This window comes from Paraburkholderia sp. CI3 (assembly GCF_050436505.1).
Classification (GTDB): Bacteria; Pseudomonadota; Gammaproteobacteria; order Burkholderiales; family Burkholderiaceae; genus Paraburkholderia; species Paraburkholderia tuberum.
The window spans coordinates 907,775-931,037 of sequence record NZ_JBNDMI010000004.1; the positions used below are offsets into that span (position 1 = coordinate 907,775).

General features: G+C 64.4%; 20 protein-coding genes. 6 read left to right on the forward strand and 14 right to left on the reverse strand.

The window, feature by feature from the left end; translation table 11 throughout:
- Nucleotides 1-63: 63 nt before the first annotated feature.
- The 8 genes from ilvB to OKW29_RS25695 form a co-directional block, all read right to left on the reverse strand.
- Entirely contained in the window at nt 64-1,929 is a 1,866-nt protein-coding gene (gene ilvB, locus OKW29_RS25660; protein WP_429293078.1) for a biosynthetic-type acetolactate synthase large subunit, read from the reverse strand.
- 225 nt (nt 1,930-2,154) lie between these two features.
- Nucleotides 2,155-2,355: a copper chaperone gene (locus tag OKW29_RS25665; protein ID WP_429293079.1), complete on the reverse strand. Its 201-nt coding sequence runs from the start codon at nt 2,353-2,355 to the stop codon at nt 2,155-2,157.
- A 48-nt stretch (nt 2,356-2,403) separates the two neighbouring features.
- Nucleotides 2,404-3,633, reverse strand: coding sequence for an MFS transporter (locus OKW29_RS25670; RefSeq protein ID WP_429293080.1), 1,230 nt, complete (start codon nt 3,631-3,633; stop codon nt 2,404-2,406).
- Between the two features lie 91 nt (nt 3,634-3,724).
- Nucleotides 3,725-5,248, reverse strand: coding sequence for an efflux transporter outer membrane subunit (locus OKW29_RS25675; protein ID WP_429293081.1), 1,524 nt, complete (start codon nt 5,246-5,248; stop codon nt 3,725-3,727).
- Nucleotides 5,245-6,321 carry an HlyD family secretion protein gene (locus OKW29_RS25680; RefSeq protein WP_429293082.1) on the reverse strand — a complete coding sequence of 359 codons (1,077 nt, stop codon included), beginning with the start codon at nt 6,319-6,321 and terminating at the stop codon, nt 5,245-5,247. Before OKW29_RS25680 ends, OKW29_RS25675 begins: the two co-directional genes overlap by 4 nt.
- Nucleotides 6,322-6,333: 12 nt before the next feature.
- A complete protein-coding gene (locus tag OKW29_RS25685) occupies nt 6,334-7,806 on the reverse strand; it encodes an MFS transporter (protein WP_429294933.1) in 1,473 nt (490 codons plus the stop codon).
- 560 nt (nt 7,807-8,366) lie between these two features.
- Nucleotides 8,367-8,948 carry a G/U mismatch-specific DNA glycosylase gene (gene mug / locus OKW29_RS25690; RefSeq protein ID WP_429293083.1) on the reverse strand — a complete coding sequence of 194 codons (582 nt, stop codon included), beginning with the start codon at nt 8,946-8,948 and terminating at the stop codon, nt 8,367-8,369.
- A complete protein-coding gene (locus OKW29_RS25695; protein WP_429293084.1) occupies nt 8,935-9,906 on the reverse strand; it encodes a GlxA family transcriptional regulator in 972 nt (323 codons plus the stop codon). Before OKW29_RS25695 ends, mug begins: the two co-directional genes overlap by 14 nt.
- 419 nt (nt 9,907-10,325) lie before the next feature.
- Here OKW29_RS25695 and OKW29_RS25700 point away from each other — a divergent pair, with 419 nt between their 5' ends.
- From OKW29_RS25700 to OKW29_RS25715, 4 genes are read left to right on the forward strand one after another with little or no spacing between them, the layout of a single operon-like run.
- A complete protein-coding gene (locus tag OKW29_RS25700; protein ID WP_429293085.1) occupies nt 10,326-13,235 on the forward strand; it encodes a 2-oxoglutarate dehydrogenase E1 component in 2,910 nt (969 codons plus the stop codon).
- 6 nt (nt 13,236-13,241) lie between these two features.
- On the forward strand, nt 13,242-13,847 hold the full coding sequence (locus OKW29_RS25705) for an AraC family transcriptional regulator (RefSeq protein ID WP_429293086.1): 606 nt from the start codon (nt 13,242-13,244) through the stop codon (nt 13,845-13,847).
- Nucleotides 13,847-14,146 (forward strand): ArsR/SmtB family transcription factor, encoded by a 300-nt coding sequence (locus OKW29_RS25710; protein ID WP_184067597.1) that lies wholly within the window; start codon nt 13,847-13,849, stop codon nt 14,144-14,146. The genes OKW29_RS25705 and OKW29_RS25710 overlap by 1 nt, the downstream gene beginning before the upstream one ends.
- Nucleotides 14,146-15,075, forward strand: coding sequence for a LysR family transcriptional regulator (locus tag OKW29_RS25715; RefSeq protein ID WP_429293087.1), 930 nt, complete (start codon nt 14,146-14,148; stop codon nt 15,073-15,075). The genes OKW29_RS25710 and OKW29_RS25715 overlap by 1 nt, the downstream gene beginning before the upstream one ends.
- Before the next feature lie 60 nt (nt 15,076-15,135).
- On the opposite strand, the gene OKW29_RS25720 is transcribed toward OKW29_RS25715, so the two are convergent.
- The 5 genes from OKW29_RS25720 to OKW29_RS25740 all read right to left on the reverse strand — a co-directional run bounded on the left by OKW29_RS25720 (nt 15,136) and on the right by OKW29_RS25740 (nt 20,690).
- On the reverse strand, nt 15,136-16,452 hold the full coding sequence (locus tag OKW29_RS25720) for an HlyD family efflux transporter periplasmic adaptor subunit (protein ID WP_429293088.1): 1,317 nt from the start codon (nt 16,450-16,452) through the stop codon (nt 15,136-15,138).
- A gap of 34 nt (nt 16,453-16,486) precedes the next feature.
- Nucleotides 16,487-18,007: an efflux transporter outer membrane subunit gene (locus OKW29_RS25725; RefSeq protein WP_429293089.1), complete on the reverse strand. Its 1,521-nt coding sequence runs from the start codon at nt 18,005-18,007 to the stop codon at nt 16,487-16,489.
- 54 nt (nt 18,008-18,061) lie between these two features.
- Complete coding sequence (locus tag OKW29_RS25730) at nt 18,062-18,499, reverse strand: MarR family winged helix-turn-helix transcriptional regulator (protein WP_429294934.1); 438 nt, start codon at nt 18,497-18,499, stop codon at nt 18,062-18,064.
- A 106-nt stretch (nt 18,500-18,605) separates the two neighbouring features.
- Nucleotides 18,606-20,168: a DHA2 family efflux MFS transporter permease subunit gene (locus OKW29_RS25735; protein ID WP_429293090.1), complete on the reverse strand. Its 1,563-nt coding sequence runs from the start codon at nt 20,166-20,168 to the stop codon at nt 18,606-18,608.
- 84 nt (nt 20,169-20,252) lie between these two features.
- Nucleotides 20,253-20,690, reverse strand: a complete 438-nt coding sequence (locus OKW29_RS25740; protein WP_429293091.1) for a MarR family winged helix-turn-helix transcriptional regulator — start codon at nt 20,688-20,690, stop codon at nt 20,253-20,255.
- A 194-nt stretch (nt 20,691-20,884) separates the two neighbouring features.
- Between OKW29_RS25740 and OKW29_RS25745 the strand changes: the two genes are divergently transcribed.
- Nucleotides 20,885-21,307 carry a VOC family protein gene (locus OKW29_RS25745; RefSeq protein ID WP_429293092.1) on the forward strand — a complete coding sequence of 141 codons (423 nt, stop codon included), beginning with the start codon at nt 20,885-20,887 and terminating at the stop codon, nt 21,305-21,307.
- 200 nt (nt 21,308-21,507) lie between these two features.
- On the forward strand, nt 21,508-22,218 hold the full coding sequence (locus OKW29_RS25750) for an SDR family NAD(P)-dependent oxidoreductase (RefSeq protein WP_090805134.1): 711 nt from the start codon (nt 21,508-21,510) through the stop codon (nt 22,216-22,218).
- A 31-nt stretch (nt 22,219-22,249) separates the two neighbouring features.
- Here the strand turns inward: OKW29_RS25750 and OKW29_RS25755 are convergent, their stop codons facing one another.
- A complete protein-coding gene (locus OKW29_RS25755; RefSeq protein ID WP_429293093.1) occupies nt 22,250-23,194 on the reverse strand; it encodes a LysR family transcriptional regulator in 945 nt (314 codons plus the stop codon).
- Between the last annotated feature and the right edge of the window lie 69 nt (nt 23,195-23,263).

The window sequence follows — 23,263 nt, forward strand, 5'->3', positions numbered from 1 at the left end:
CGGCGCGGGCCTCGAAACGCCTCCAAACGCCTCGCGAGCCGGCCCAAAGCCGGCTCACTTCACCTAGAACATATCCGACGCCGCCTGACGCACTGCATGCTTGCCGCCAGCCTCCCGCTGATCGCGAGACGGGGTGAAAGGCCCGGTGATCATCTCCGCATAGCTTTGTCCCGGCCCGACCATTGGAAACACATCGGCGTTCTGGTCGATCATGACTTCGAGGAACGCCGGTCCGGCGAATTCGATGAACGCCCGGAGTTTCTCTTCCAGTTCAGCGAGCGATTCGACGCGCCGCGCGAACTCGAACCCGTCGGCCTGCGCCGCCATCACAACGTCCTTCCGATGAAGCGACTTGTCGCTCACGCATAAGCGTCCGTCGTAAAAGAGACGTTGCCACTGCCGGATCATCCCGTCACCGACGTTGTTGAGCAGCAGCACTTTGACCGGTACGCCATACGTGGTCGCCGTCTCGAGGTCGCCGATATTCATGCGCATGCTGCCGTCACCATCGATGTCGATCACGAGGGCATCCGGGCGCCCTATCTGCGCGCCGATCGCGGCGGGTAGCCCGAAGCCCATCGTGCCCATGCTGCCCGAGCTCAGAAAGCTTCGCGGCTCGACGAAGTCGAAGAACTGTGCGGCCCACATCTGGTGCTGGCCAACGCCGGTGGTCACGATGGCCCTGCCGCCCGTGATCTCACTGAGTTTTTCGACGACGAACTGCGGCTGGATCAGCGGGCTGTTGCGGTCGTAGTTCATGCAGTAGTGCCGCTTCAGTTCGCCGATGTGGTCGAGCCACGCTGACGGAGCCTCGACCTGCGCATCGTGCTCCATCAGCGACAGCAACGCATTCTTCGCATCGCCCACATGGGTCCAGTGCGCGCGTTTCACCTTGTTGATTTCCGCCTCGTCGATATCGATGTGCGCGACGTAGCGCGCTCGCGGCGCAAAGGCGTGCGGGCGGCCACCAGCGACCCGATCGTCGAACCGCGCGCCCGCCGCAATCAGAAAATCGCAATCTTCCACCGCATAGTTCGCACAGGCTGCCCCGTGCATGCCGAGCATGCCAAGACCCAGTTCGTGTTTCACCGATATCGTGCCGAGCCCCATCAACGTGTGCACCACGGGGATCCGGTAACGCTCGGCGAATTCCCGCAGCTCCTCGGTCGCCCCCGCCGTGATGATGCCGCCGCCGACATACAGCAGCGGACGCCGGCTTTGCGCGAGCAGATCGAAAAAGTCGCGGCGCTTGCGGTCGTCGAGATGCGCGCCTTTGGCCACCTTGCGAAGACGATCCGAGTATCCGCGAAACGCGAGCGTGCCCTGTCCCTGCCACGTGCCGGTCCAGTTCTGGATATCTTTCGGCACATCCACGACGACGGGGCCGGGGCGCCCGGTGCGCGCGACTTCGAATGCGGTGCGCAGCGTCTGTTCGAGCCTGTCCGGACCGGTAACGAGAAACACCTGCTTCGCGCACGCCGACATGATGTTGAACACCGGCGCCTCCTGGAACGCATCACTGCCTATCGCGGCGCGCGGCACCTGTCCGCAGATCAGCACGACCGGGACCGAATCGCCGTTGCAGTCGGCGATCGGCGTCACCGCGTTCGTCGCGCCAGGGCCTGACGTGACCATGAAAACGCCTACTTTGCCACTGGCGCGCGCATAGCCCGCGGCCATGAAGCCCGCGGCCTGCTCGTTGGCGGGTACGACGAGGTTGATCTGCCGCGCCGGATCGTCCGCATGCAGTTCGTTGAAACGGAACACTGCGTCGTAGGTCGGCAGGATCGCGCCGCCGCTATAGCCGAACACGGTATCGACGCCCTGTTCGCCAAGCACGCGCAAGATGATGTCGGCACCCGACATCGATTCACCGGCAAGCGGTGCTTTCTGTATTTCCTGCACGGCAATTTTCGGGTTTTTGCTCATACCTGACTCGCGTGGAACCGGTCCTTTGGATTCTGACGACAATCGACGCGGCTTGCGCGGACAAAAGGTTCGTTCATGGGCCAGGATGGGCCGGATCCAGGCCATTCGTCGGCGCGGCGGTCGGTTACGACGAAGCGGCTTCGGATGGCGGCGGCAATCGCGCCGCAGCGCATGCCTGGCGTTAGCGATCCGCCCTCCGCGATACGCGCGCGAGCGTCGCTCGTGTCACCACTCCTTGATGGCCACCTCGTAGTTGTCGTCGTAGAACGCGACGAGAAATTCCTCGGGCATCAGCCACGAGTCGACACTCACCCTTTGCGTGCCAACGTCGACCGCGACTTTCGCGTCGGGATCGACCGACTTCATCGCATGCTCGAGCCTCGTAACATCATCTGCACGGATTTCAGTTTTCATCGAGAACTTCATGTTTCACCTCACCAGTCATCTACGTTCGAACCAGGCGGCGGCTCGCGATCAATCCGGGCTCGCCTGGACCTCGACCGCCGTCCCGCGAGGCGTGCCGATCCAGTGAATCGCGGCGGCGAGACTGCCGAGCGCGATACCGAACGCGACGATGCCCGTCCAGCCATAGCGTGTCATCAACCAGCCGCTGACCGTCGCGCCGACAGCACCGCCGAAAAAGGTGGCCGTCATATAAAGACTATTGATACGGCCCTGCGCTTTCGGATCGACCGCGAACGCGCGCGTCTGGTTCGATACGAGACCGGACTGCACGCCGATATCGAGCACGATCACGCCCACGATCAACAGCGTCAGCGAGCTCGCCGCGCCCGACAGCAGCAGATACGCGAGCGTGACGATGCCGATGCTAGCGCCGATCACCTTGCGGAACCCGACCCGATCGGTCGCATTGCCGCCCAGTGAAGCGGCGAACGCGCCGGCCGCGCCGATCACGCCGAAGCCGCCTGCCCATGCGCTGCCGAGATGCCACGGTCCGCTCGCGAGAAGCGCGGCGAGATTGACCCAGAACCCGTTGAAGCAGGCCCACAGCAGGGCCTGGATCAGCATCGATTCGCGGATCGGCCGATTGTCCCGCGCGAGCGGCCACAGCGAAGCGAGCAGTCGCCCATAGGAGAGATTCGTCGACGGCACGCCGCGCGGCAGCAGCGCCGCGGCCGCGATCCAGACCGGCACCATGAAGGCCGCTTCGGCGACGTACACCGCGCGCCATCCATACGCCGCGCCGATCACGCCGGCGATGGTACGGCCGCTCAGGATGCCGACCATGATCCCGCTCACGACGGTGCCGACGTTGCGCCCGCGCTCGCTCGGCAACGACATCACGGCGGCGAATGGCACCAGCTGCTGCGGAACGCAGCTCACGATGCCGAGGCCGAACGACGCCGCGACGAGCGCCCAGATGCCGGGCGCGACGGCCGCCGCGACGCCGAACACGCAGGCGAGCGCGATCTGGATCAGCACCAGCTTGCGGCGATCGAACCGGTCGCCGAGCGGCAGCAGCAACGCGAGCCCGCTCGAAAAACCGAGCAGTGCCGCGGCGGCGACGAGATCGACCGTCGTCACGTCGACGCGCAGACCCGCGGCGATCAGCGGAAGGATCGGCTGCGTGCAGTAAATGTTGGTGATCACCGCGCCGGCGATGATCGCCATCATGACGATCTTGCCGCGCGATGCGAATGCGGGCGTGGCGGCACTATCGGCTGAATGGGTTGAATCGCGCATGACAAGCTCCTTGTTGTTCGTTCGCTCCGGTATTCGCAGCGACATGCCGCGATCCGGTTCCAGTATTGAACGGCGGGCGGCACGTTGCCCGTTATCCGCCGTAGGTCGACTCCCATCCCCCTCCCAGCGCTTTACAGAGCGTGATCAGATTGGTCGCGGCGGTGGCTTTGCTCTTCTGCAGATTGCTCTGCGCTTCGAGCAATTGCCGCTGCACGTTCAGCACGTCGAGATAGTCGAGCGCGCCCGCCTTGTAGCGTTCCCGCGCAACGGCCAGCGCGCGCTCGTTCATGCTGACGGCCGTGGCGAGCCGATCGCGGCGGCGTTGTTCGGCGTCGTAGGTGACGAGCGAATCGTCGACTTCCCGCCACGCGCGCAGCACCGTCTGCCGGTAGACGATGGCGGCTTCCTGTTGTTGTGCTTCACGCAGTTGCAGCGTACCCTTCAGACGGCCTCCCTCGAATATCGGCAACGTAATCGAAGGCCCGACGACGAACTGCCCGGACGCCCAGCTGGCGAGATTCGACAGTTGAAGACTCTGAAACCCCGCGCTGCCGTTCAGCGTGATGCGTGGATAGAAATCGGCCTTCGCGACGCCGACGGTCGCGGTTGCCGCATGCAGGTCCGCCTCCGCCTTGCGGATATCGGGCCGGCGCTGCACGAGCTCGGACGGGAAGCCGATCGGCACCTGCGCGGGCAGCACCGGCACCTCGCGCGGTTCGGCAAGCGTCTGCCGTAGCGCACCGGGTTCCTGCCCGAGCAGCAGCCCGATCGCGTTGATCGTGGTCTCGCAGTGCGACTCCAGCGTCGGAATCAGGCTTTCGATGTTTTCCACCTGTGCGGCAGCGTTCGACACGTCGAGATCGGTCGTGACGCCTTCATGCGCGCGAACCCGCGTGAGCTTCAGCACATCGTTGGCGATGTCGAGGTTCTGTCTCGCGATCTGCAGCAGATCCTGCGTGTCGCGCAGCTCGATATAGTCGCGCGCCAGTTCCGCGCGCGCTCTCAACAGCACCGCGTTGCGGTCCTCGTACGAGGCCTGGGACAGCGCGCTCGCCGCTTCGACGCTGCGTCGCACGTGCCCCCACAGATCGATCTCCCACGACGCATCGAACCCCGCCTGATACAGGTTATAGGCGGGCGAGCCCGCCGAGCCGGGCAACGGGGCCACGCCGAGCGGCGCGCTGCCGGAAGCCGATTGCGGCTGGCTTTGCGTCGGCGTGACGCCGAGCAGCGACAGGATGCCGTTCTGGCTGCCGCGTTCGCGGTTGTACGAGGCGGCGCCGTCGAGCGTCGGGTATTCGGCGGCGCCGGCAACGCGCCGCTCGGCCCGGCTTTGCAGCAAACGCGCGGAGGCCGCGGCCACGTCGAGGTTGGCGTCGGCCAGCTGCTTTTCCAGCTGGTTGAGTACCGGATCGTTGAACAGCGTCCACCAATCCGGACCGAACTGGGCTTCCACCGCCCGGCTCGGCGACTGCGCGGTTTGCGTACGCTCGAAGACCTGCGGCGCGGCCGTCTGTGGACGTTCGAAATTCGGACCCACCGTGCATGCCGTCAGCGCGACACAGGTCAGAAGCGCCGCGACGATCGCGCGCGCAGAGTAGTTGCTCGTGTTCATTCTCTTTGCGCTCCCTCGGCCGTCGCTTCGCCACTGTGGCCCACCACGACGCCCGCTTCGACCGAGAGCCCCACGCTCAATGCCGCTGCACTCGCCTGGCCGCGATCGATGGTGATCTTGACGGGCACCCGCTGCACGACCTTCGTGAAGTTGCCGGTGGCGTTGTCGGGCGCGATCGGCGCAAAGCTCACGCCGGTCGCCGGCGCGAGGCTATCGACACGGCCGCGGATCACGATGCCGGGCAGGCTATCCACCGTCACGCGTACGCCTTCGCCCGGTCGCATATTGGTGATCTGGCTCTCCTGGAAGTTGGCGACCACGTACGCGTCCGACAGCGGCACGATCGCCAGGACTGGCGCGCCGGGCGTCACGAATGCGCCGACCCGCGCCGAACGGCGGCCGACCTTGCCGTCGACGGGTGCGCGGATCTCCGTGTACGACAGGTTGAGCTTCGCCTGCTCGAGCGCCGCCTCGGCGTGTTCCAGCGCGCCCGCGGCCTTGTCGCGCTGCGTGCGCAGCACGTCCAGATTCTGCTCGGTGGCCAGCAACGCCGCCTGGTCGTGCGACTGGTGCGCAAGCTGCTGCGCGAGCGTGCTCGAAGCGCGTTGTTGTTCCTGCGCCGTCCCCGCGCCGGCGTCGGACAGGTTCTGGTAGCGCGACGCGTTGGCCCGCGCAAAACCGATCGATGCGTCGTCGGCGCGCAGCGTCGCGCGCGCCTGCTCGACCAGCGACGGCTGACGCGCAATTTCCGCATCGAAGTTCGCCACCGATGCCTTCGCCGCGACCACTTCCGCCTCGGCGCTCATCAACGCCGCGCGAAAGTCGCGGTCATCGATGCGCACGAGCAGTTGGCCCGCTTTCACGTCCTCGTTGTCGTTGACCAGTACGTCCGTGATCTGACCCGGGACGCGCGGCGCGACGAGCGTGAAGTCCGCGGTGACGTAGGCGTCGTTGGTGGACTCGGTATTCGGGCTCGCGAGCAGCCTCGTGCAGCCCCATGCAGCGAGGCCGACGACGCCGATGACCGCGGCAGCACGAAAGATCTTCAATGGGGATGGCATAGTCGATGACATGGGAATCGTTCCTCAATGCGAAGCAGGCGGCGTCGTGCTCCACGGCGGATAGATGCGCACCGGCAGCACTGGAACCAGCAGAAGAAGCGCAACGGCGACACACGCCATCACGCGGTACAGATCGGCGGAAGTCAGAACGACCGCCTGCTCGTGGATCCGGTGCGCGAGCTGACCCAGACCGTAGTCCGCGCCGACGCCCTGGTTCGCCATCAGTGGGCGGTTGCCCAGCTGGTCGACCAGCATGCTCGAATGGAAATGCTCGCGCGCGGTCCCCACACTTTCAATGAGCCCGCTCGCCACCGCCGCGGAAAACGTCTTCAGGGAATTGAACATCGCCGAAGCAAACGGACCCTCGGTGGGCGGCAGCCCCGTCGTCACGCCCATCAGGATCGACATGATCACCATCGGCTGCGCGACGATCTGCAACGATTGCAGCAGGTAGAAATTGTCGCGAATCCACTCGGTCGTGATGAAGCTTCCCATCGCGCAGGTCACGAACATCAGCGCGAGACCCGTGGCGATTACCCAGCGGTGATCGGCGCGGCGCGTGTTCAGCAAAGCGGCCGTCAGCGGCAGCGTGATCAACAGCGGCACGGCCAGAAACAACGACAGCGGCGCGGTCTGCAGCGGGCGGTACGTATGGACTATCGCGAGATACTGGGCCGGTATTGCCGCCATGCCCACCAGCAGGATCACGGTGCCGAGCAAGGTCGATAGTCCATGCGTGAAATTCCTGCGCGCAAGCAGTTGAAGCTTGAAAAACGGCACCGGCTGACACCATTCGTTGACGAGAAATGCAACGAGCAGCGGCGCCCCCGCGCCGAACATCACGCGAATGAACCCCGAATCGAACCAGTCGAGACGATCGCCCTGCAAAAGACCGGTCACCAGCATCGCGACGGCGGGAAATCCGGTCACGAAGCCGATCCAGTCGAACGAGCGAAACCGCTCGAGCTTCATCGGGTCCGCGGGAAGCCCCCGCTGAATCGCGATGCAGCACAGCACGCCGGGCGGAACGATCTGCCAGAACGCCATGCGCCAGCTGACGAACTCCGTCCACAACGCGGCGAGCGGCGTGCCCAGGGCCGGCCCGAAGGTCGCTGTCAGCGCATAGCCGGCGAGGCCATACAGCTTGAGATTGGGCGGCAGATAGCGCAGCGCCACGATGATCAGCATCGGCGGAAGACATCCGCCCGCGATTCCCTGAAGAATGCGCAGCACGTAAAGCGTCGGCAGATTGGGAGCGAACGGGCACAGCAAGCCGAAGAACATCGTCGCGAGTACGGCGCCGATCGTGAACCGCTTCAGCGTGAACGTGATGCCGAACCACGGCGCAAACACCATCGTCGCGACGTTCGCTGCTTCGAACAGCGAAGTGAGCCAGGTGCCGTCGTCATGTCCGATCAGGAACGCGCCCTGGATATCGGCCAGCGCGGCCGCGGTGACCTGCTCGTTCAGGATCGCCAGCAACGACGCGAACAGCATGCCGACGAGCCCGAGCGCAATACGCCTGGTAAAAGCCACCTGCGCAGGAGCCGTCCGGGGCGGCGCCGCTACCACGCGTACAGGACCGCTCTCCAGCGATCGCGGGAGACTCGGCGCTTCCGTTTCAGTCGTCATAGGTTTCAACCCGCTCTGGTTTAGTTGGCTGTACTGCCCGACGCGGACAGTCAGCTGTCGGCCCACCGCTCTTCGTTGCTGTTCGCCGATTGCTTAATTGTCAGAGATCGGGCCGATTTCTTAAAGCTTCGGCTAGGCGGGTTTTGGGCCATCCAGTACGGAAAATTGGCCAGGCCGTGCTGTGTCGACCGGCTGTGCGCCGCTCGCGCGGCATGGGCGGAAAAGCGCGTGCGTCGTGACGAACCATGGTGGTTCGTCACGGGCCATGCGATTCAGGCGCTGGTTTGAGTCAAGCGGAACGCTGATGCGCGACCCGCCGTTACAGGCTGCGTGGAACCGACCCGCATGGGCTCGGGCAAAAGCGTGAGACGCGGCTTAGCGAGCCGCAAAAGGCAGCAACGCGCGCCTATGGCGGCAATCGCCGTCTAGTCGGGAAGCGCCAGTTTCGCAGCCAACCGGAGCTCACGGTAGGCGCTCACGAGTGCATCGAGGCTGAACGATCGGTTCAGGCCGCTTGGGTTTGGCAGGACCCATGCGCGCGCACCGGCGAAATCACGGGCTTGCAAGCCCCATTCGATATCACGCTGGCCGGACATTTCGGCGAGCGCCACCTTGCCAAGAAACGCGATGAAGCGCGGCGCGTAGTGTCGAATCTTCAGTTCGAACTGCGCCGCGGCGGCTTGAATCTCCACCTTGGACAGTTGGTCCGCACGAGCCGTGGGACGTAAGACCGCCGTGGTCAGACCGTATCCACGATTCAACAGTTGCCGGTCGTTCTCGGCGCGAAACTCCTCGTCCGTGAAGCCGGCGCGATGGAGAACTCTCCAGAACCGGTTGCCCCTGCCTTCGAAGTGGTGCCCTGTCGACGCCGCGCGTAATCCCGGGTTGATGCCGCAGAAGAGGATCGACAAGCCGGGCTGAATGATGTCGGGAAGCAATTGCGCCGAATCGTCGTTGGTCAACGACGACACGTCCGCCAGCGCCGCGGCGGGCTCACTGTTGTGCACTCGCCTCCCCTCTGAATCGCATCCGATATTGCTTCGGCGTGACGTTGAGCCGCCGCGAGAATGTCGTGCGCATATGCGTGGCGTTGTGAAAGCCGCATTTGAACGCGACCGTCTTCAGCGGAGCATCGGTATCCTCGAGCAGTTTTCTCGCCGTATCGACGCGCACCTGCTCGACGAATACCGAGGGCGTCACCTTCGCGTGCTTCGCGAATACCCGCGACAATGTACGGCGGCTCACCGAGGCCGCACTCGCGAGCTCCTCGATCGACAGCGTCCCGGTAATATGCTCGCTCACATATCGATAGACCTTGTGGAGGATCGGATCTTCGTCCTTGCCCGCGCCGATATAGGGGCTGTACTGCGACTGACCGCCTTCCCGCTGGATATACACGACCAGACGCTTCGCGACCCGCACCGCGAGCTCGTGCCCCCAGTCCTCGGCGACGAGCGCCAGACACAGATCGATGCCCGCGGTCACGCCGGCTGACGTGAAAAGCCGACCGTCGCGAACGAAGATCCTGTCCGGCCGCACGTTGGCTTGCGGAAATTCATTGGACAGCCGATTCGCGTCCGACCAGTGCGTCGTGACTTCCTTGCCATCGAGCAGCCCCGCATGCGCGAGCACGAATGCACCATTGCATACGGAGCCGAAGCGGCTCGCGCTGCGCGCCTGATTCTGCAACCAGGTCAGGAATTCATTCGAAGGCTGCGCATCGGGCAACTGAGGTCCGCCCGCGACCAGCAGCAGGTCCCATTGAATGTCACGGCCGGCATAGCCAAACGAAACCGCCAGTTGCATGCCATTCGAGCAGGTCACGGTGCCCGCTTCGCGTCCGACCAGCGAGACCTCGTAGCGCTGATGCTCGGGAAGAAACGTGTTCGCCTCGGCGAACACATCGAGTGGGCCTGCTACATCCAGCGCCTGCACACCATTGAATACAACAATGGCGACTTTCATGCCGTGACCTTCATGGTGGGAACTATGTTTGCGATGCCGTCGCGCAGCTTACCGCATCATCGGCCGCTGATGCCGTCAGCGCCCGGAAAAACTATTGTGTCTGGGCGTAACAAATCTCTCGCCGCAACGATGCCCGACACGAGGTAAGCCAGCACTGCGCGCGTGGCCCAAAACTTCGACTAGTTGGCAGACGAACGCACCATCCGCGCATTTCCGCCACAGCATCGATTAACTAGACTGTCTACACGACTGCGACTGGGGATATCACCCGGGCGTGCCGGGAGGTCTCCCGCCAAGGACGGCGCTTGTGACGCGCGTCGATGCCTGGCTGTTCGGTGGGTGGCTACAAGCAACGATAGTCGTCACTCCATATGTTGCGGCCGGCTCACGGCCGCACAGCGAGCAAGGGCAGATTCATCATGTTGAAGGAACGTCAGAGCTCTTTCCTGTTCGGGGGCAACGCCCCCTACGTCGAAGAGCAATATGAACTTTACCTGGCTGACCCGAATGCGGTCACAGCCGAGTGGCGGACGTGGTTCGACGCGTTGCGCGACACCCCCGCCATCGATGGCAGCGATCGTGACGACCAGCCGCACGCACCGGTGATCTCCAGCTTCGTCGAGCTGGCGAAACGAACGCCGCGTGCCGTCGTCGCGGCCAGCAACGAAGCCGGTAGCGAGCCCGATAAGCAGGCCAATAAGCAACCCAATAAGCAACCCAATGAGCAGGCCAACAAGGAGGCCGCCGACGCGCTGGGCCTCGCGAGAAAGCAGGTGGCGGTGCAAACGCTGATCGCCGCGTTCCGGATGATCGGCACGCGCGTGGCCGATCTCGACCCGCTGGCGTGGACGCCGCCACGCTCCTACGCCGAATTGACGCCGGCCTACTACGGCCTGACGGCCGCCGACATGTCGACCACGTTCAGCACCGCCGACACGTTTCTCTTCGAGGACGACGCGACGCTGAAGGATATCGTTGCCGCGCTCGAGCAAACGTACACCGGCACACTCGGCGCCGAGTTCGTGCACCTCGCCGACGCGCAGCAGCGGCGCTGGTGGCAGCTACGGCTCGAATCCTCGCGCGCCACGCCGTCGCTGCGGGCCGCTGAGAAACTGCGGCTGCTGGAGCGTTTGAGCGCAGCCGAAGGGCTCGAAAAACACCTGCACGCGCGCTATGTCGGACAAACGCGCTTCTCGCTCGAAGGCGGCGAGTCGTTGATCGTGCTGCTCGACGAACTGGTCCGGTATGGCGCGTCGAAGAAGCTGCGCGCGCTCGTGATGGGCATGGCGCACCGCGGCCGCCTGAATGTGCTCGTGAATGTCGTCGGCAAGCCGCTGCGCGCGCTGTTCGACGAATTCGACGGCAAGGACGCCGAAAAACTGACGGCCGGCGATGTCAAGTATCACAAGGGCTTTGCCAGTTCGGTCGAGACCGACGCCGGACCGGTCGAGGTGACGCTCGCGTTCAACCCGTCGCATCTGGAAGTCGTCAACCCGGTCGTGCAAGGCATGGCGCGCGCGAAGGCGGATCTCGCCGCCAGCGCCGACGGCGACGACGTGCTGCCGGTCGAAATCCACGGCGACGCGGCGATGAGCGGACAGGGCGTGGTCATGGAAACGCTGAGCCTTTCCTATACGCGCGGACACGGCACGGGCGGCACCGTGCACGTCGTGGTCAACAACCAGATCGGTTTTACGACTTCCGATCCGCGCGACACGCGTTCGTCGTTCTATACGACGGACGTCGCGAAGATGATCGAGGCGCCGATCCTGCACGTCAATGGCGACGACCCTGAAGCGGTCGCGATGGCGGCGCGGCTCGCCCTCGACTATCGCAGCACGTTCAAGCGCAGCGTCGTCATCGATCTCGTCTGCTTTCGCAGGTACGGGCATCAGGAACAGGACACGCCCGGCATCACACAACCGCTGATGTATCGCTCGATCGCGAGTCATCCGGGCGTGAGGACACGCTACGCGAACCGGCTGATCCAGCAAGGCGTGCTGAAGGCCGAGGAGGCGCAACGCTACGTCAGCGCGCGTCGCGAACTTCTCGAGCGCGCGCACGAGACCGTGGGTTCCTATGCTTCGCCGCTACACGAGGAAGCCGGCGAGCGCTCGCGCTCAGCCCCGCAAACCGGCCCGACCCGCCACCTAGCCCCATCGGCCGACGATCTGCGCGGCCTCGCGCAGCGGATCTCGACCGTCCCCGCGGACCTGACGCTGCATGCGCTCGTCAGGAAGATGATGAACGGGCGTCAGGAGATGGCATCCGGAAAACGCCTGCTCGACTGGGGCATGGGCGAACATCTGGCATTCGCATCGTTACTCGCGGCCGGGGTCGGTATCCGACTGAGCGGGCAGGACAGCGCACGCGGGACGTTCAACCACCGGCACGCCGTTCTGCACGATCAGACACGGATACATCGTCCCGATGGGGTCTATGTTCCACTCGATCATCTCGGCGCAACCCAGGGCCGGTTCACCGTGACGAACTCGATTCTCTCCGAGGCCGCCGTGCTGGCATTCGAGTATGGCTATTCGACGGTGAATCGCAATGCGCTGGTGATCTGGGAAGCGCAATTCGGTGATTTCGCCAATGGCGCGCAGGTCGTGATCGACCAGTTCATCGCGGCGGGCGCGGCCAAGTGGGGACAACACAGCGGCCTGACGCTGTTCCTGCCTCACGGGCAGGAAGGCCAGGGCCCCGAGCACGCGTCGGCGAGGCTCGAGCGCTACCTGCAATTGAGTGCGCAAAACAATATGCGGGTTGCGAAACCGACCACGCCCGCGCAACTGTTCCATTTGCTGCTGATGCAGGCCCGCGCCTTCGAACGGCGCCCGCTCGTCGTGATGACGCCCAAGTCGCTGCTGCGCCACCCGGAGGCGACCAGCACGTTCGACGAGTTGAGTCACGGCGAATTCCGCGAGGTTCTGCCGGACACCCAGATCGACGCGTCGCGCGCGACTGATGTGGAGCGTGTGATCGTGACGAGCGGCAAGGTCTACTTCGAATTGCTCGCGCATCGCCGCAGCGCCGGTATGACCGACACCCCGATCATCCGCGTCGAGCAGCTCTATCCGTTTCCGGCGCAACAACTGGCCGCCGAGCTCGCTCGCTATCCGAACCTGAAGAGCGTGGTCTGGTGCCAGGAGCAAGCGCGCAATCAGGGCGCATGGAGTTTCGTCGAGCCGCTGCTGCGCGAGATTCCGCCTGCCGGCACGACGCTGCTGTACGCGGGACCTGATGCTTGCGCATCGACCGCGCCGGGATCGCATGCGGCGCATGTGGCGACACAATCCGCGCTCGTGTCGCGAGCGTTCACCGGCTGAGTGCGCATGCGTGTCGCGATGATGCTCTATGCGGGATTTCAGCTGCTCGAGGTCAGTGGTCCGATGGATGTGTTTCATCAGGCCAACCGCCTGTATGGCGGCGTCCTCTATGAGGCGCATCTGATCGGGCCGTCGCCGGGGCCGGTGTTTTCGTCGAACGGGACGGCCGTGGGTACGACCGAGTGCCTGTTCGATACGCGCCCGCCCTTCGATATCGTCGTGGTGCCTGGCTCCCCGGTGGTCGGTTCTGCCCGTGAGCATCGCAAACTCGTGGACTGGTTGAGCGATGCGGGGCCAAGGTCCCACAGGCTCGCCTGCATTTCGAACGGCGCGTTTCTGCTTGCAAGAGCCGGTCTCGCCGATCGCCGTTGGCTGACCACGCATTGGCGCGACGCTGATCGCCTCGCGGCCGAATATCCGCTGGTCCATGTGATGTCGAATCCTGGCTGCCTGAAGGATGGCAACCTGTACTCGTCGGGCGGCGCGAGTGCGGGCATCCATCTCGCCCTGTCGCTGGTGCGGGAAGACCTCGGCGAACATGCCGCGGGAACGATCGCCACGGCGTTGCTGACGCCGCCGGCACGAAGCGCCGGGCACACACGGAGTAATTGATGATCGACACGAACCTGATTCACAAGGCTCTCGCGAATCCGCTGCGGCGCGACATCCTCGCGTGGTTGAGAGCCCCCGCCGAGACCTTTCCGAACGGCTATCTCAACCATGGCCGCGGCGTACCCGTGCACGTCATCCAGGCGCGCAGCGGTCTGGCCCAGTCGACGGTATCAATGCATATCGCCGTGCTCGTCGAAGCGGGACTTCTGGTTCCGAAGCGAGTCGGCCAATGGATTTTCCTGTCGCGCAATGAAGAAGCGATACGGACATTTACGGAACAGGTTCGCGTGCATTTGTAATGGACAAGCTCAACATGATGCGGATATTCGTCCGCATCACCGAAGAAGGAAGCTTCACGGCAGCGGCCTCGCGCCTGAACATTCCGACAGCCAACGCGTCGCGGGCGGTCGCGCAACTCGAGACGCATTTGCGCACACGTCTGCTGCACCGAAGTACCCGGCGCCTCGCGCTGACCGAGGCGGGCGAGCGATATCTGGACCGCTGCCAACAGATACTCACCTCTGTCGACGAGGCCGAAGCCGAGGCAGCCAATGCGCAAGTCAGACCCTCGGGGCGGCTGCGCGTGCATGCGTCGCCAGGCTTTGGCACGACCTATCTGGTGCCGGCAGCGGTCCGGTATCAGGAGCGCTATCCTGCCGTGTCGGTCGAGCTGACGTTATCGTCAGGCACGCCGGATCTTCTCGACGATGGCTACGACCTGATGCTTCGATTGAGTGCGACGCAGCTGCCCGACTCGGGGCTCGTTTCGCATCGGCTCGGAGAGGTCCACAGCGTGCTCTGTGCAGCGCCCGCTTATCTGCACGCGCGCGGTACGCCGCACACGGTACAGGACATTCGGGGTCACACTTGCCTACAGCTCGTTATGTCGATTTTCCCGCGCGATCGCTGGCATCTGGACGGACCCAACGGCCGTGAAACGGTCGAGCTTCCGAAGGCGGCGGTCGAAATCAACCTTCCTGACGCGCTCGGTGTCGCGCTGCGCGAAGGGGTGGGTATCGGAGCGCTGCCGATGTCGAGCGCCCTGCCCTTGCTCGACAGCGGCGCACTGGTGCGCGTGCTGCCGCAGTATCGGCTGCAGAAACTGACGGCCTTCACGGTCCATGCGTCGCGCCAGTATCTGGACGCCAAAATCAGGACTTTCGTGGATTTCCTGCGCGAGGCCGTACCGACGGCATTGGCCGAGGACGAGGCGGCGCTCGGCCGTTGAGCCCCGCCTCGGTGACCTGCCGCTTCACGCTGTGTCGCGACAGGCTGCGCTCGACGCGCTTCAACCCGCATTTGCCTTGTGTTCGTGCGACGCCACGCGTTGCGATTGCGATTGCGATTGCGGTTGGGGTTGCGCGGCCATCGCGCGAGAGACCATTTCGTTTTGCTTGATGATCTTGTCGATCTCGGCGTCGGCCTGCGCATCGTAGTGCGCGAAAACATCGGTGCGATAGCGCGTGTTCTGCGCCGCGCCTAACTGCGAACCGGATTCGTCGCGCGTGTCGGCGTCGACCGCCATCGACAGGCCGATACGCAGCGGATGCGCGGCCAGCTCGGCCGGGTCGAGCGCGATGCGAACCGGCAGCCGCTGCACGATCTTGATCCAGTTGCCGGTGGCGTTCTGTGCCGGCAGTGTCGCGAACGCGCTGCCGGTGCCGGCCGAAAAGCCCTCGATACGCCCGTGATATCGCGCGCCGCTACCGTAGACGTCCGATGTCAGCGTGACCCGCTGGCCGATCCGCATGTGCTTGAGCTGCACTTCCTTGAAGTTCGCGTCGACCCATACGCCGTCGAGCGGCACGATCGCCATCAGCGGCGTGCCGGGCGCGACGCGCTGGCCGACCTGAACCCGGCGCTGCGCGACGTAGCCGGTCACCGGCGCCGGCAACGTATCGCGCGCATAGGCGAGCCACGCGGTCCGCACTTTCGCGGCGGCGGCCTGCACGTCCGGATGCTGTTCGACCGTGGTGCGGTCGGTCAGCGCGTGGTTGGCTTCGCCCTGCTGGCGCGCGGCGTCGAGCGCTGCCCGCGCGACGCTGACCGCGTCGCGGGCGTGCGCGATGTCTTCGGCGGACACGGCGCCCGTGTCCGCGACGGCCTCGCGACGATGCAGGTCGTCGCGGGCGCGGCCCAGATCCGCTTCGCGCTGAGCGACGTTCGCCGCGTAGAAGTCGTTGTTGACATACAGGCCGCTCACGCGTCGCACGGTCTGGCCGAGCTGCGCTTCGGCATCGGCGAGCGCAAGTTTCGCATCGGCCGGATCGAGCGTGACGACGGGGTCGCCCTGCTTCACGATCTGCGTGTCGTCGGTGTTGACGGCGATCACCGTGCCGGTGACCTGCGGCGTCAGTTGCACGAGATTACCGCTGACGTACGCGTCGTCGGTCTCCTGGTGATAACGGCCCTCGGTGAAGTAGTACGCGCCGTAAGCCGCGCTCATGACCACGACCGTGGCGCCGAGCAGCGCGATCAGGCGCTTGCGGCGTGCCGGGGGCGTGGCCTTGTTGTCGCCTTGGGGCGTGGCGGACGCTTGCGCGCCGCTCTTCTGTTCGTCTTCCTGATCCGCCAGTTCGCGGTCGGTCGTGATCGAATCGCTCATTGCAGTTCTCCTGATAGGGTTCGCGACGTGCCGTTCAACGTGCGGCAACCGCGGGATTGGCTTGACTGGTGGGGACGGCGGCGACGTCGGCGTGATGGACGGTGCTCGCCGACGTATCGACATAGCCGCCGCCCAACACCGACGCGAGCTCGATCTGCTGGTCGCGGCGGTCCATCTTCAGATTGGCGATCGCTTCGTCGGCGTTCAGCGCGGTGACGTCGGCATTGAGTACGGTCAGCTGGTTGGTGAGGCCGGCCTTGTATTGCGTGGTCGCCAGTCGATCGGCATCGCTCGCGGCCTGCTGCGCGGCCTGCGCATCGCCGAGCTGCGCGTCGCTCGAGCGGATCTGCGCGATCTGCGTGGCCACGCCGCTCAGCGCGCCGATCAGCGTCTGGTTGTAGGTCGCCACCGCATAGTCGAACTCGGCGTAGCGGCCCTTCAACTGCGCGCGCAACTCACCCCCATCGAAGATCGGCAGATGGATCGCCGAGCCCACCGAGGCCGTGCGACTCGCGGCGCTCAAAAGGCGGCCGAAGCCGAACGCGTCGAAACCGATCGCGGCGCTCAGGTTGATGTCGGGATAGAACTCGGCCTTCGCTTCCTTCACCTCGTGCGTGATCGCATCGACGCGCCAGCGCGCCGCGACGATGTCGGGCCGGCGGCCCAGCAGATCGGCCGGCAGGTTGTCCGGCAGCCGCACGTCGTCGCCGACGCCTAGCGTCGGCCGCGTGATCGCGAGTCCGCGGTCGGGTCCCTTGCCAAGCAGCGCCGCCAGTTGATACCGGGTGGTCAGGATGCTGCCGTCGAGCGCGCTGACGCGGGCACGGCTCGTGGACAGATTCGCCTCGGCCGTCTTGCGCTCCACTTCGGTATCGAGGCCGGTTGCGATGCGGCCCGCGGTGATGCGGTCGATCTGCTCGCGCCGCGCGACTTCCTGCTGCGCGATGTCGCGCAATGCGTAGAGCCGCGCCAGTTCGTTGTAAGTGCGGGCGATCGAAGTGTCGAGCGTGAGCCTGACGACTTCCACGTCGGCCTCGCTCGCGGACGCCTCCGAGACAGCCGCGCGCAGCGCCTCGCGGTTCTTGCCCCACAGGTCGAGATCGTAGGAAGCGGTGAGCAGACCCTTGTTCTCCGTCTGCCAGGAACCGGCATAGGGCGGCGGAATCAGTGCGGTGCTGCTGTACTGCTGGCGTGTCAGCGTGTACGAGGCATCGACGCGCGGCAGCGTGTTCGCCTTCGCCGTTTCGCTATAGGCTTGCGCCTGCTCGACTCGCGCGCGCGCCTGGCCGAGCGTCGGGCTGCCTTGCAGCGCCTCGGCGATCAACGCTTTCAGTTGCGCGTCGCCGAACTGGTCGACCCAGTCGGCGGATGGCCAGTGCCCCTGCTCCTGCGGAAGGCTCTGCGCCGTTTCCAGCTGTTGTGGTTGATCGATCTGCTTGTCGCTGTGGATGCCCGCATAGTTTGCACATGCTGCCAGCACTGCGAAGGAGATCACCGAAACACCGAGCTTCAGCGAACGGGCGACGGTGTTTGCCCTGGAAGTCTGCGTTTTCATTTTCTGACAAATCAGATTAATGGGTGAAAAAAGCGCGGCACACGGCCGCGCCGTTCAATCGCCTGTGAACTTGCGAAGCAGGCGGTCCAGCTCGGCAAACTCGGCTTTCGTGAATTTGCGCAAGCGGGCGTTCAACACATGCGGTGCGACTTCCGGAATCCGTGCGGCGGTTTTCTGCCCCTCGGCGGTCAACGTCAGATTGACCACGCGGCGATCTTGCGGGTCGCGCGATCGTACCAGCAGCCCCTTCGATTCCAGCTTGTCCAGCATCCGCGTCATCAGGCCGGTGTCGATTCCGAGCAGCTTCGACAGCTCGAAAGGCGTGGTTGCCACACCCTGCTTCAGCGAAAGCAGGATGCCCATCTGCTGGCCGTTGATGTCGAGGTCCTTGAGCGCCGCGTCCATTTCCGCGACGACGACGTTACGGGCCTTGACGAGCCTGAAGCCGATACTGTTCGTAAGCATGAAGTTCTTCGTCGTGTAATGGTCCATGGCGGTGTCCTCCTCGTTGATTTGAACAATATCTGCATTATCAGATAATGCCAAGAAGAGGATGGTCTGTTTCATTTTCCGTCCGAACCAGGTTGCCAAATTGGATTCAATGTCCGCCGGCGGCTGCCGCGCCCGCGGCACCACCCTTGGCCGGCTTCGTCACCCAGATCAGCGGGATGATGACGACAAAGATCACCGCCGAGATCCAGAAGATGTCGTTCAGGCCGAGCATCGTCGCCTGCGCGTTGAGCGAGGCTTCGTAAAAGGCCGTGGCCTTGGGAACGCCCGCGTCCAGCGCCGCCTGCAGGTGCGCGATCGCGCCGGTAAAGCCAGGATCGTCCACGCTCGTTTGTTCGGCAAGTCGCGCATGGTGCAGAATCATGCGGTCGTTCCACGCGGTGCTCATCAGTGACGTGCCCACCGCGCCGGCAAAAATCCGCGCGAAGTTGGACAGACCCGCCGCCGCCGGAATCTCCTCCGGCTTCAGACCCGACAGGATGATCGCGGTGAGCGGCGTGAAGAACAGCGCGGTCGGAATGCCCTGCAGCAAGGTGGGCAGCACGAGCGTCCAGGCGTCGACGCCGGTCGTGTAGTTCGAGCGCATGAAGAACACGCCGGCGAATCCGACGAACGCAAGCGTGGCAAGCACGCGCATGTCCGAACGAGGCATGATCTTGCCCATCACCGGGGCGAGGATCACGGCAAAGATGCCGAGCGGCGCGGTCACGAGCCCCGCGTCCACCGCCCGGTAGCCGAGGAAGCCCTGAATCCACTGCGGCAGGATCACGAGGTTGGCGAAGAAGATCGCGTAGGCGACCGAAATCGCAATCGTGCCGCCGAGGAAGTTGCGTCTGGCGAAAAGCCGCAGGTTGACGATCGGCTTTTCCTCCGTCAATTCCCAGATCAGGAAGAACAGGAAGCTCACCACGGCGACGATCGTCAGCGCCCAGATCACCGGCGAGCTGAACCAGTCGAGGTCGCGGCCCTTGTCGAGCATGATCTGCAGCGGTGCGACCCATGCGATCAGCGAGATCAGGCCGACCTTGTCGATCGGGAGCTTGCGGGCCGGCGTCTCGCGGTCGCGGTAGATCGCCCAGATCGCGCCCGCGGCGAACAGGCCGACCGGCACGTTGATGTAGAAGATCCACGACCAGCTGTAGCTGTCGGTGATCCAGCCGCCGAGCGCCGGGCCCGCAATCGGCCCGACCGTCGCCGTCATCGCCCACAGCGCGAGCGCGCTCGAGCTTTTTTCCTTCGGAAACGAGCCGAGCAGCAAAGCCTGAGAAAGCGGCACCAGCGGCCCCGCCACGGCGCCCTGCACGACGCGGGCGGCGAGCAGCACCATCAGGTTCGGAGCGAGACCGCACGCCGCCGATGACAGCACGAACAGCAGGATTGCCCAGACGAACAGCTTGACCTGGCCGACGCGCTGCGTGAGCCACCCCGTCAACGGAATCGACACCGCGTTGGCCGCGGCAAACAGCGTGATGACCCATGTGCCTTCGTCGATCGACACTCCGAGGTTGCCGGACAGCGTCGGAATCGCCACGTTGGCGATCGACGAATCCAGCACGTTCATGAAGGTGGCAAGCGCCACGGCAAACGTGCCGAGTGCAAACTTTGCGCCGGTCAGCTGAGCCGGCGCGGCTGGGTTGCTCGATGGATTCATGTTGCGTCCTCGTCTCGGTTCGAAGCGCCCGTCAGTGGCGCGTTATTATCTGCAATGTCAGATAAATGATTAAAAAAAGCCGCCTCAGCGGTCGAGCAGTCTTGAAAGAAGCAGGCACAACGCGTCGAAATCGGACTTCGAGAAATGCGAAAGCCGCTCGCTCCATGCTCCCTGGACAACCTGTGTGTTCCTGGCGGCGACGATCTGCCCTTCCCGCGTCAACGACACATCCACGAGGCGACGATCCCTGCCGTTGCGGGCGCGCTCGATCAATCCGCTGTTTTCGAGCTTGTCCAGCACGCGGGTCATCCGGGCCGGGTGGACACCCGCCAATTTCGACAGTGCGGCCGGTGTTTTCACGCTGCCGCGCGCCAGCGTGAGCAGAACGCCGCGCTCCTGCAGATTCAACCCTGCATCCGCGAGCCCCGCCCTGAGTTCGCTTGCAATCAGCTGACGCGCCTGACCCAGCACGGACGCCAGCTTCTGCGTGCGCTCAAAGTCTTCGTTGATCGAATCATCCATCGATCGCCTCCTCGATATCTGACTTCAATATATTTGACTATGCAGATTTATGCAAGCGGATTTCCTCGCCGTATGCGCTACATGGTGTAAAAACTGAATTGAACCGCCGGCGAATATCGCCGCGATTCCTTGGGGCTAAATTCTTTCCGGCACGGATTCGGGCCGTGCTCGCTCTCCTTCAGGAGGACGGAACGATGACTGACAAACCGCTTACGCTGGGTATCGATCACGTCGGACTCACCGTCCGCGATCTGAACCTCACATGCGACTTCTTCGTGAAGTGTCTGGGCTGGCAGCAGGTGGGAGAAAGGCCTGCCTATCCGGCTGCGTTCGTGTCGGACGGACACGTCGTGGTGACGCTCTGGCAGGTCACCGATTCGAGCCGCCTCGTCGAATTCGATCGCAAGGTCCATGTCGGACTGCATCATCTTGCGCTGCGCGTGGGCAGCGAGGAAGCACTGCAGGACATCTTCGCGCGCGTGTCCGCCTGGCCGGGCGTCAAAGTCGAATTCGCGCCCGAAGACCTCGGTGGCGGGCCCAAACGCCACACGATGGTGTACGAGCCGGGCGGCATCAGACTCGAGTTCGATCACGACCCACGAACGCAGACATCGTGAACGCGGATGCGCGCGACAGACCGACCGGCACCGACAGGACCACTGCCGCTACGCGCCATCACTCACCGCTTGTTCCTGCGGCTCACAACTGTTAGTCCGCGCCTTGTGTGCAAAAGCGGAGCACGACCGCATAAATTGGTAGCCATCGGAGCCATCAGTCCGATCACAGATTGCTGATCCAACCTACTTCGAGGTTCACTATGAGTCAGTCTCCCAAAGTCATCGTGGTCACCGGTGCATCGCAAGGCATCGGCGCCGAAACCGTCAAGGCATTTCGCAAGCTCGGCCATAACGTGGTCGCGACATCGCGCGGCATCAAGCCGTCTGACGATCCCAACCTAGTCACCGTGGCCGGTGACATCGCCGATCCGGCCACGGCTCGACGGGTGATCGAGACGGCCGTGGCGCGCTTCGGTCGTGTCGATACGCTCGTCAACAATGCGGGCATTTTCGTGGCCAAGCCGTTCACCCAATACACCGCGGAAGATTACGCGACGATCACCGGCATCAATCTCGCGGGCTTCTTCCACATCACCCAGCTCGCGATCGCCGAGATGGAGAAGCATGAGCGCGGGCACGTGGTCAGCATCACGACGAGCCTCGTGGATCACGCGATTGACGGCGTACCGTCCGTGCTGACCTCACTGACCAAGGGGGGCCTCGCCGCCGCGACCCGCTCGCTCGCGATCGAGTATGCGAAGCGCGGAATTCGCGCCAACGCGGTTTCGCCCGGCATCATCAAGTCACCGATGCACGCGCCCGAAACGCATGCGGCGCTTGGCGCATTGCATCCAGTGGGTCATATGGGCGAGATGAGCGACATCGTGAATGCGATCCTCTATCTCGACTCGGCGCCGTTCGTGACCGGCGAGATCCTGCATGTGGACGGCGGCCAGAGCGCCGGCCACTGAGCGGGCCATGCGATGAAGCGGCGCGCGCCGCTCAATGCGCGCGCGTGCTCGGGGCGAGCGTCGCGGGTTTGGCCAACTGCTCGACGAGAAATTCGACGAAAGCCCGCACGCGCGAGGTCAGGTAGCGCGCGTGCGGATAAAGCAGGATGAATGGCCGCGTGCGTCCGCCCGCTTCGCGCAACACTTCCACGAGCCGACCTTCGCGCAGGTCGTCCTCCACGACGAAGCGATACGTCTGAAACAGGCCCGCGCCGGCACGCGCGAGCGTCACGCCGGCGAGCGCGTCGCCCGAGGTTCCATAGCTGCCCTGCGTCAGCACGTCGCCATCTTCAGGCGAACCCTCGAAGGTCCAGGCGAGATGGCGCCCGCTGCTGGGCAGTTCGAACTGGATGCACTCGTGCGCCCGCAGGTCCTCGACGGTTTTCGGCACGCCCGCGCGCTTCAGATAGGCGGGCGCCGCCACCACGACCATTTCCGCGTCTTCGAGCTTGCGCGCGACGAGGTTTGAATCGGCCGGCGCGCGTCCGCGTATCGCGAGATCGAAATCTTGTTCCGCAAAGTCGATGTTGCGATTGCTCAGGTGCGTCTCGACCTGGACTTGCGGATAGCGCTCGCGAAACGCCGGCAGTAGCGGCAACACGCGATAGTGTCCATACGGCGTCGGCATGCTGATGCGCAGCACGCCGGCCGGCGTGGTCTGCTCGCCCGTCACTTCGCGCTCGGCGTCCATCAGTTGCGACAGGGCTTGCCGGCACTGCTCGAAGTAGCGCCGCCCCGCGTCGGTCAGACGGATCTGGCGTGTAGTGCGCACGAACAGGCGCACGCCGAGCCGTTCCTCGAGCCGCGCCACCGAGCGGCTCACCGCCGCCGGTGTGACACTCGCGGCGTTGGCCGCCAGCGTGAAGCTACCCAGCTCCGCCGCGAGGCAGAAGAGCTCGATGCTGCCCAGCAGGAGATCGTCGAATTTGCGTTGCATGCCTGTCCGCCTTTGTTTTGTTGGCTTGAGAACCCGTCGATCGCGGCCGCGCTGGACCGAATGCATGGG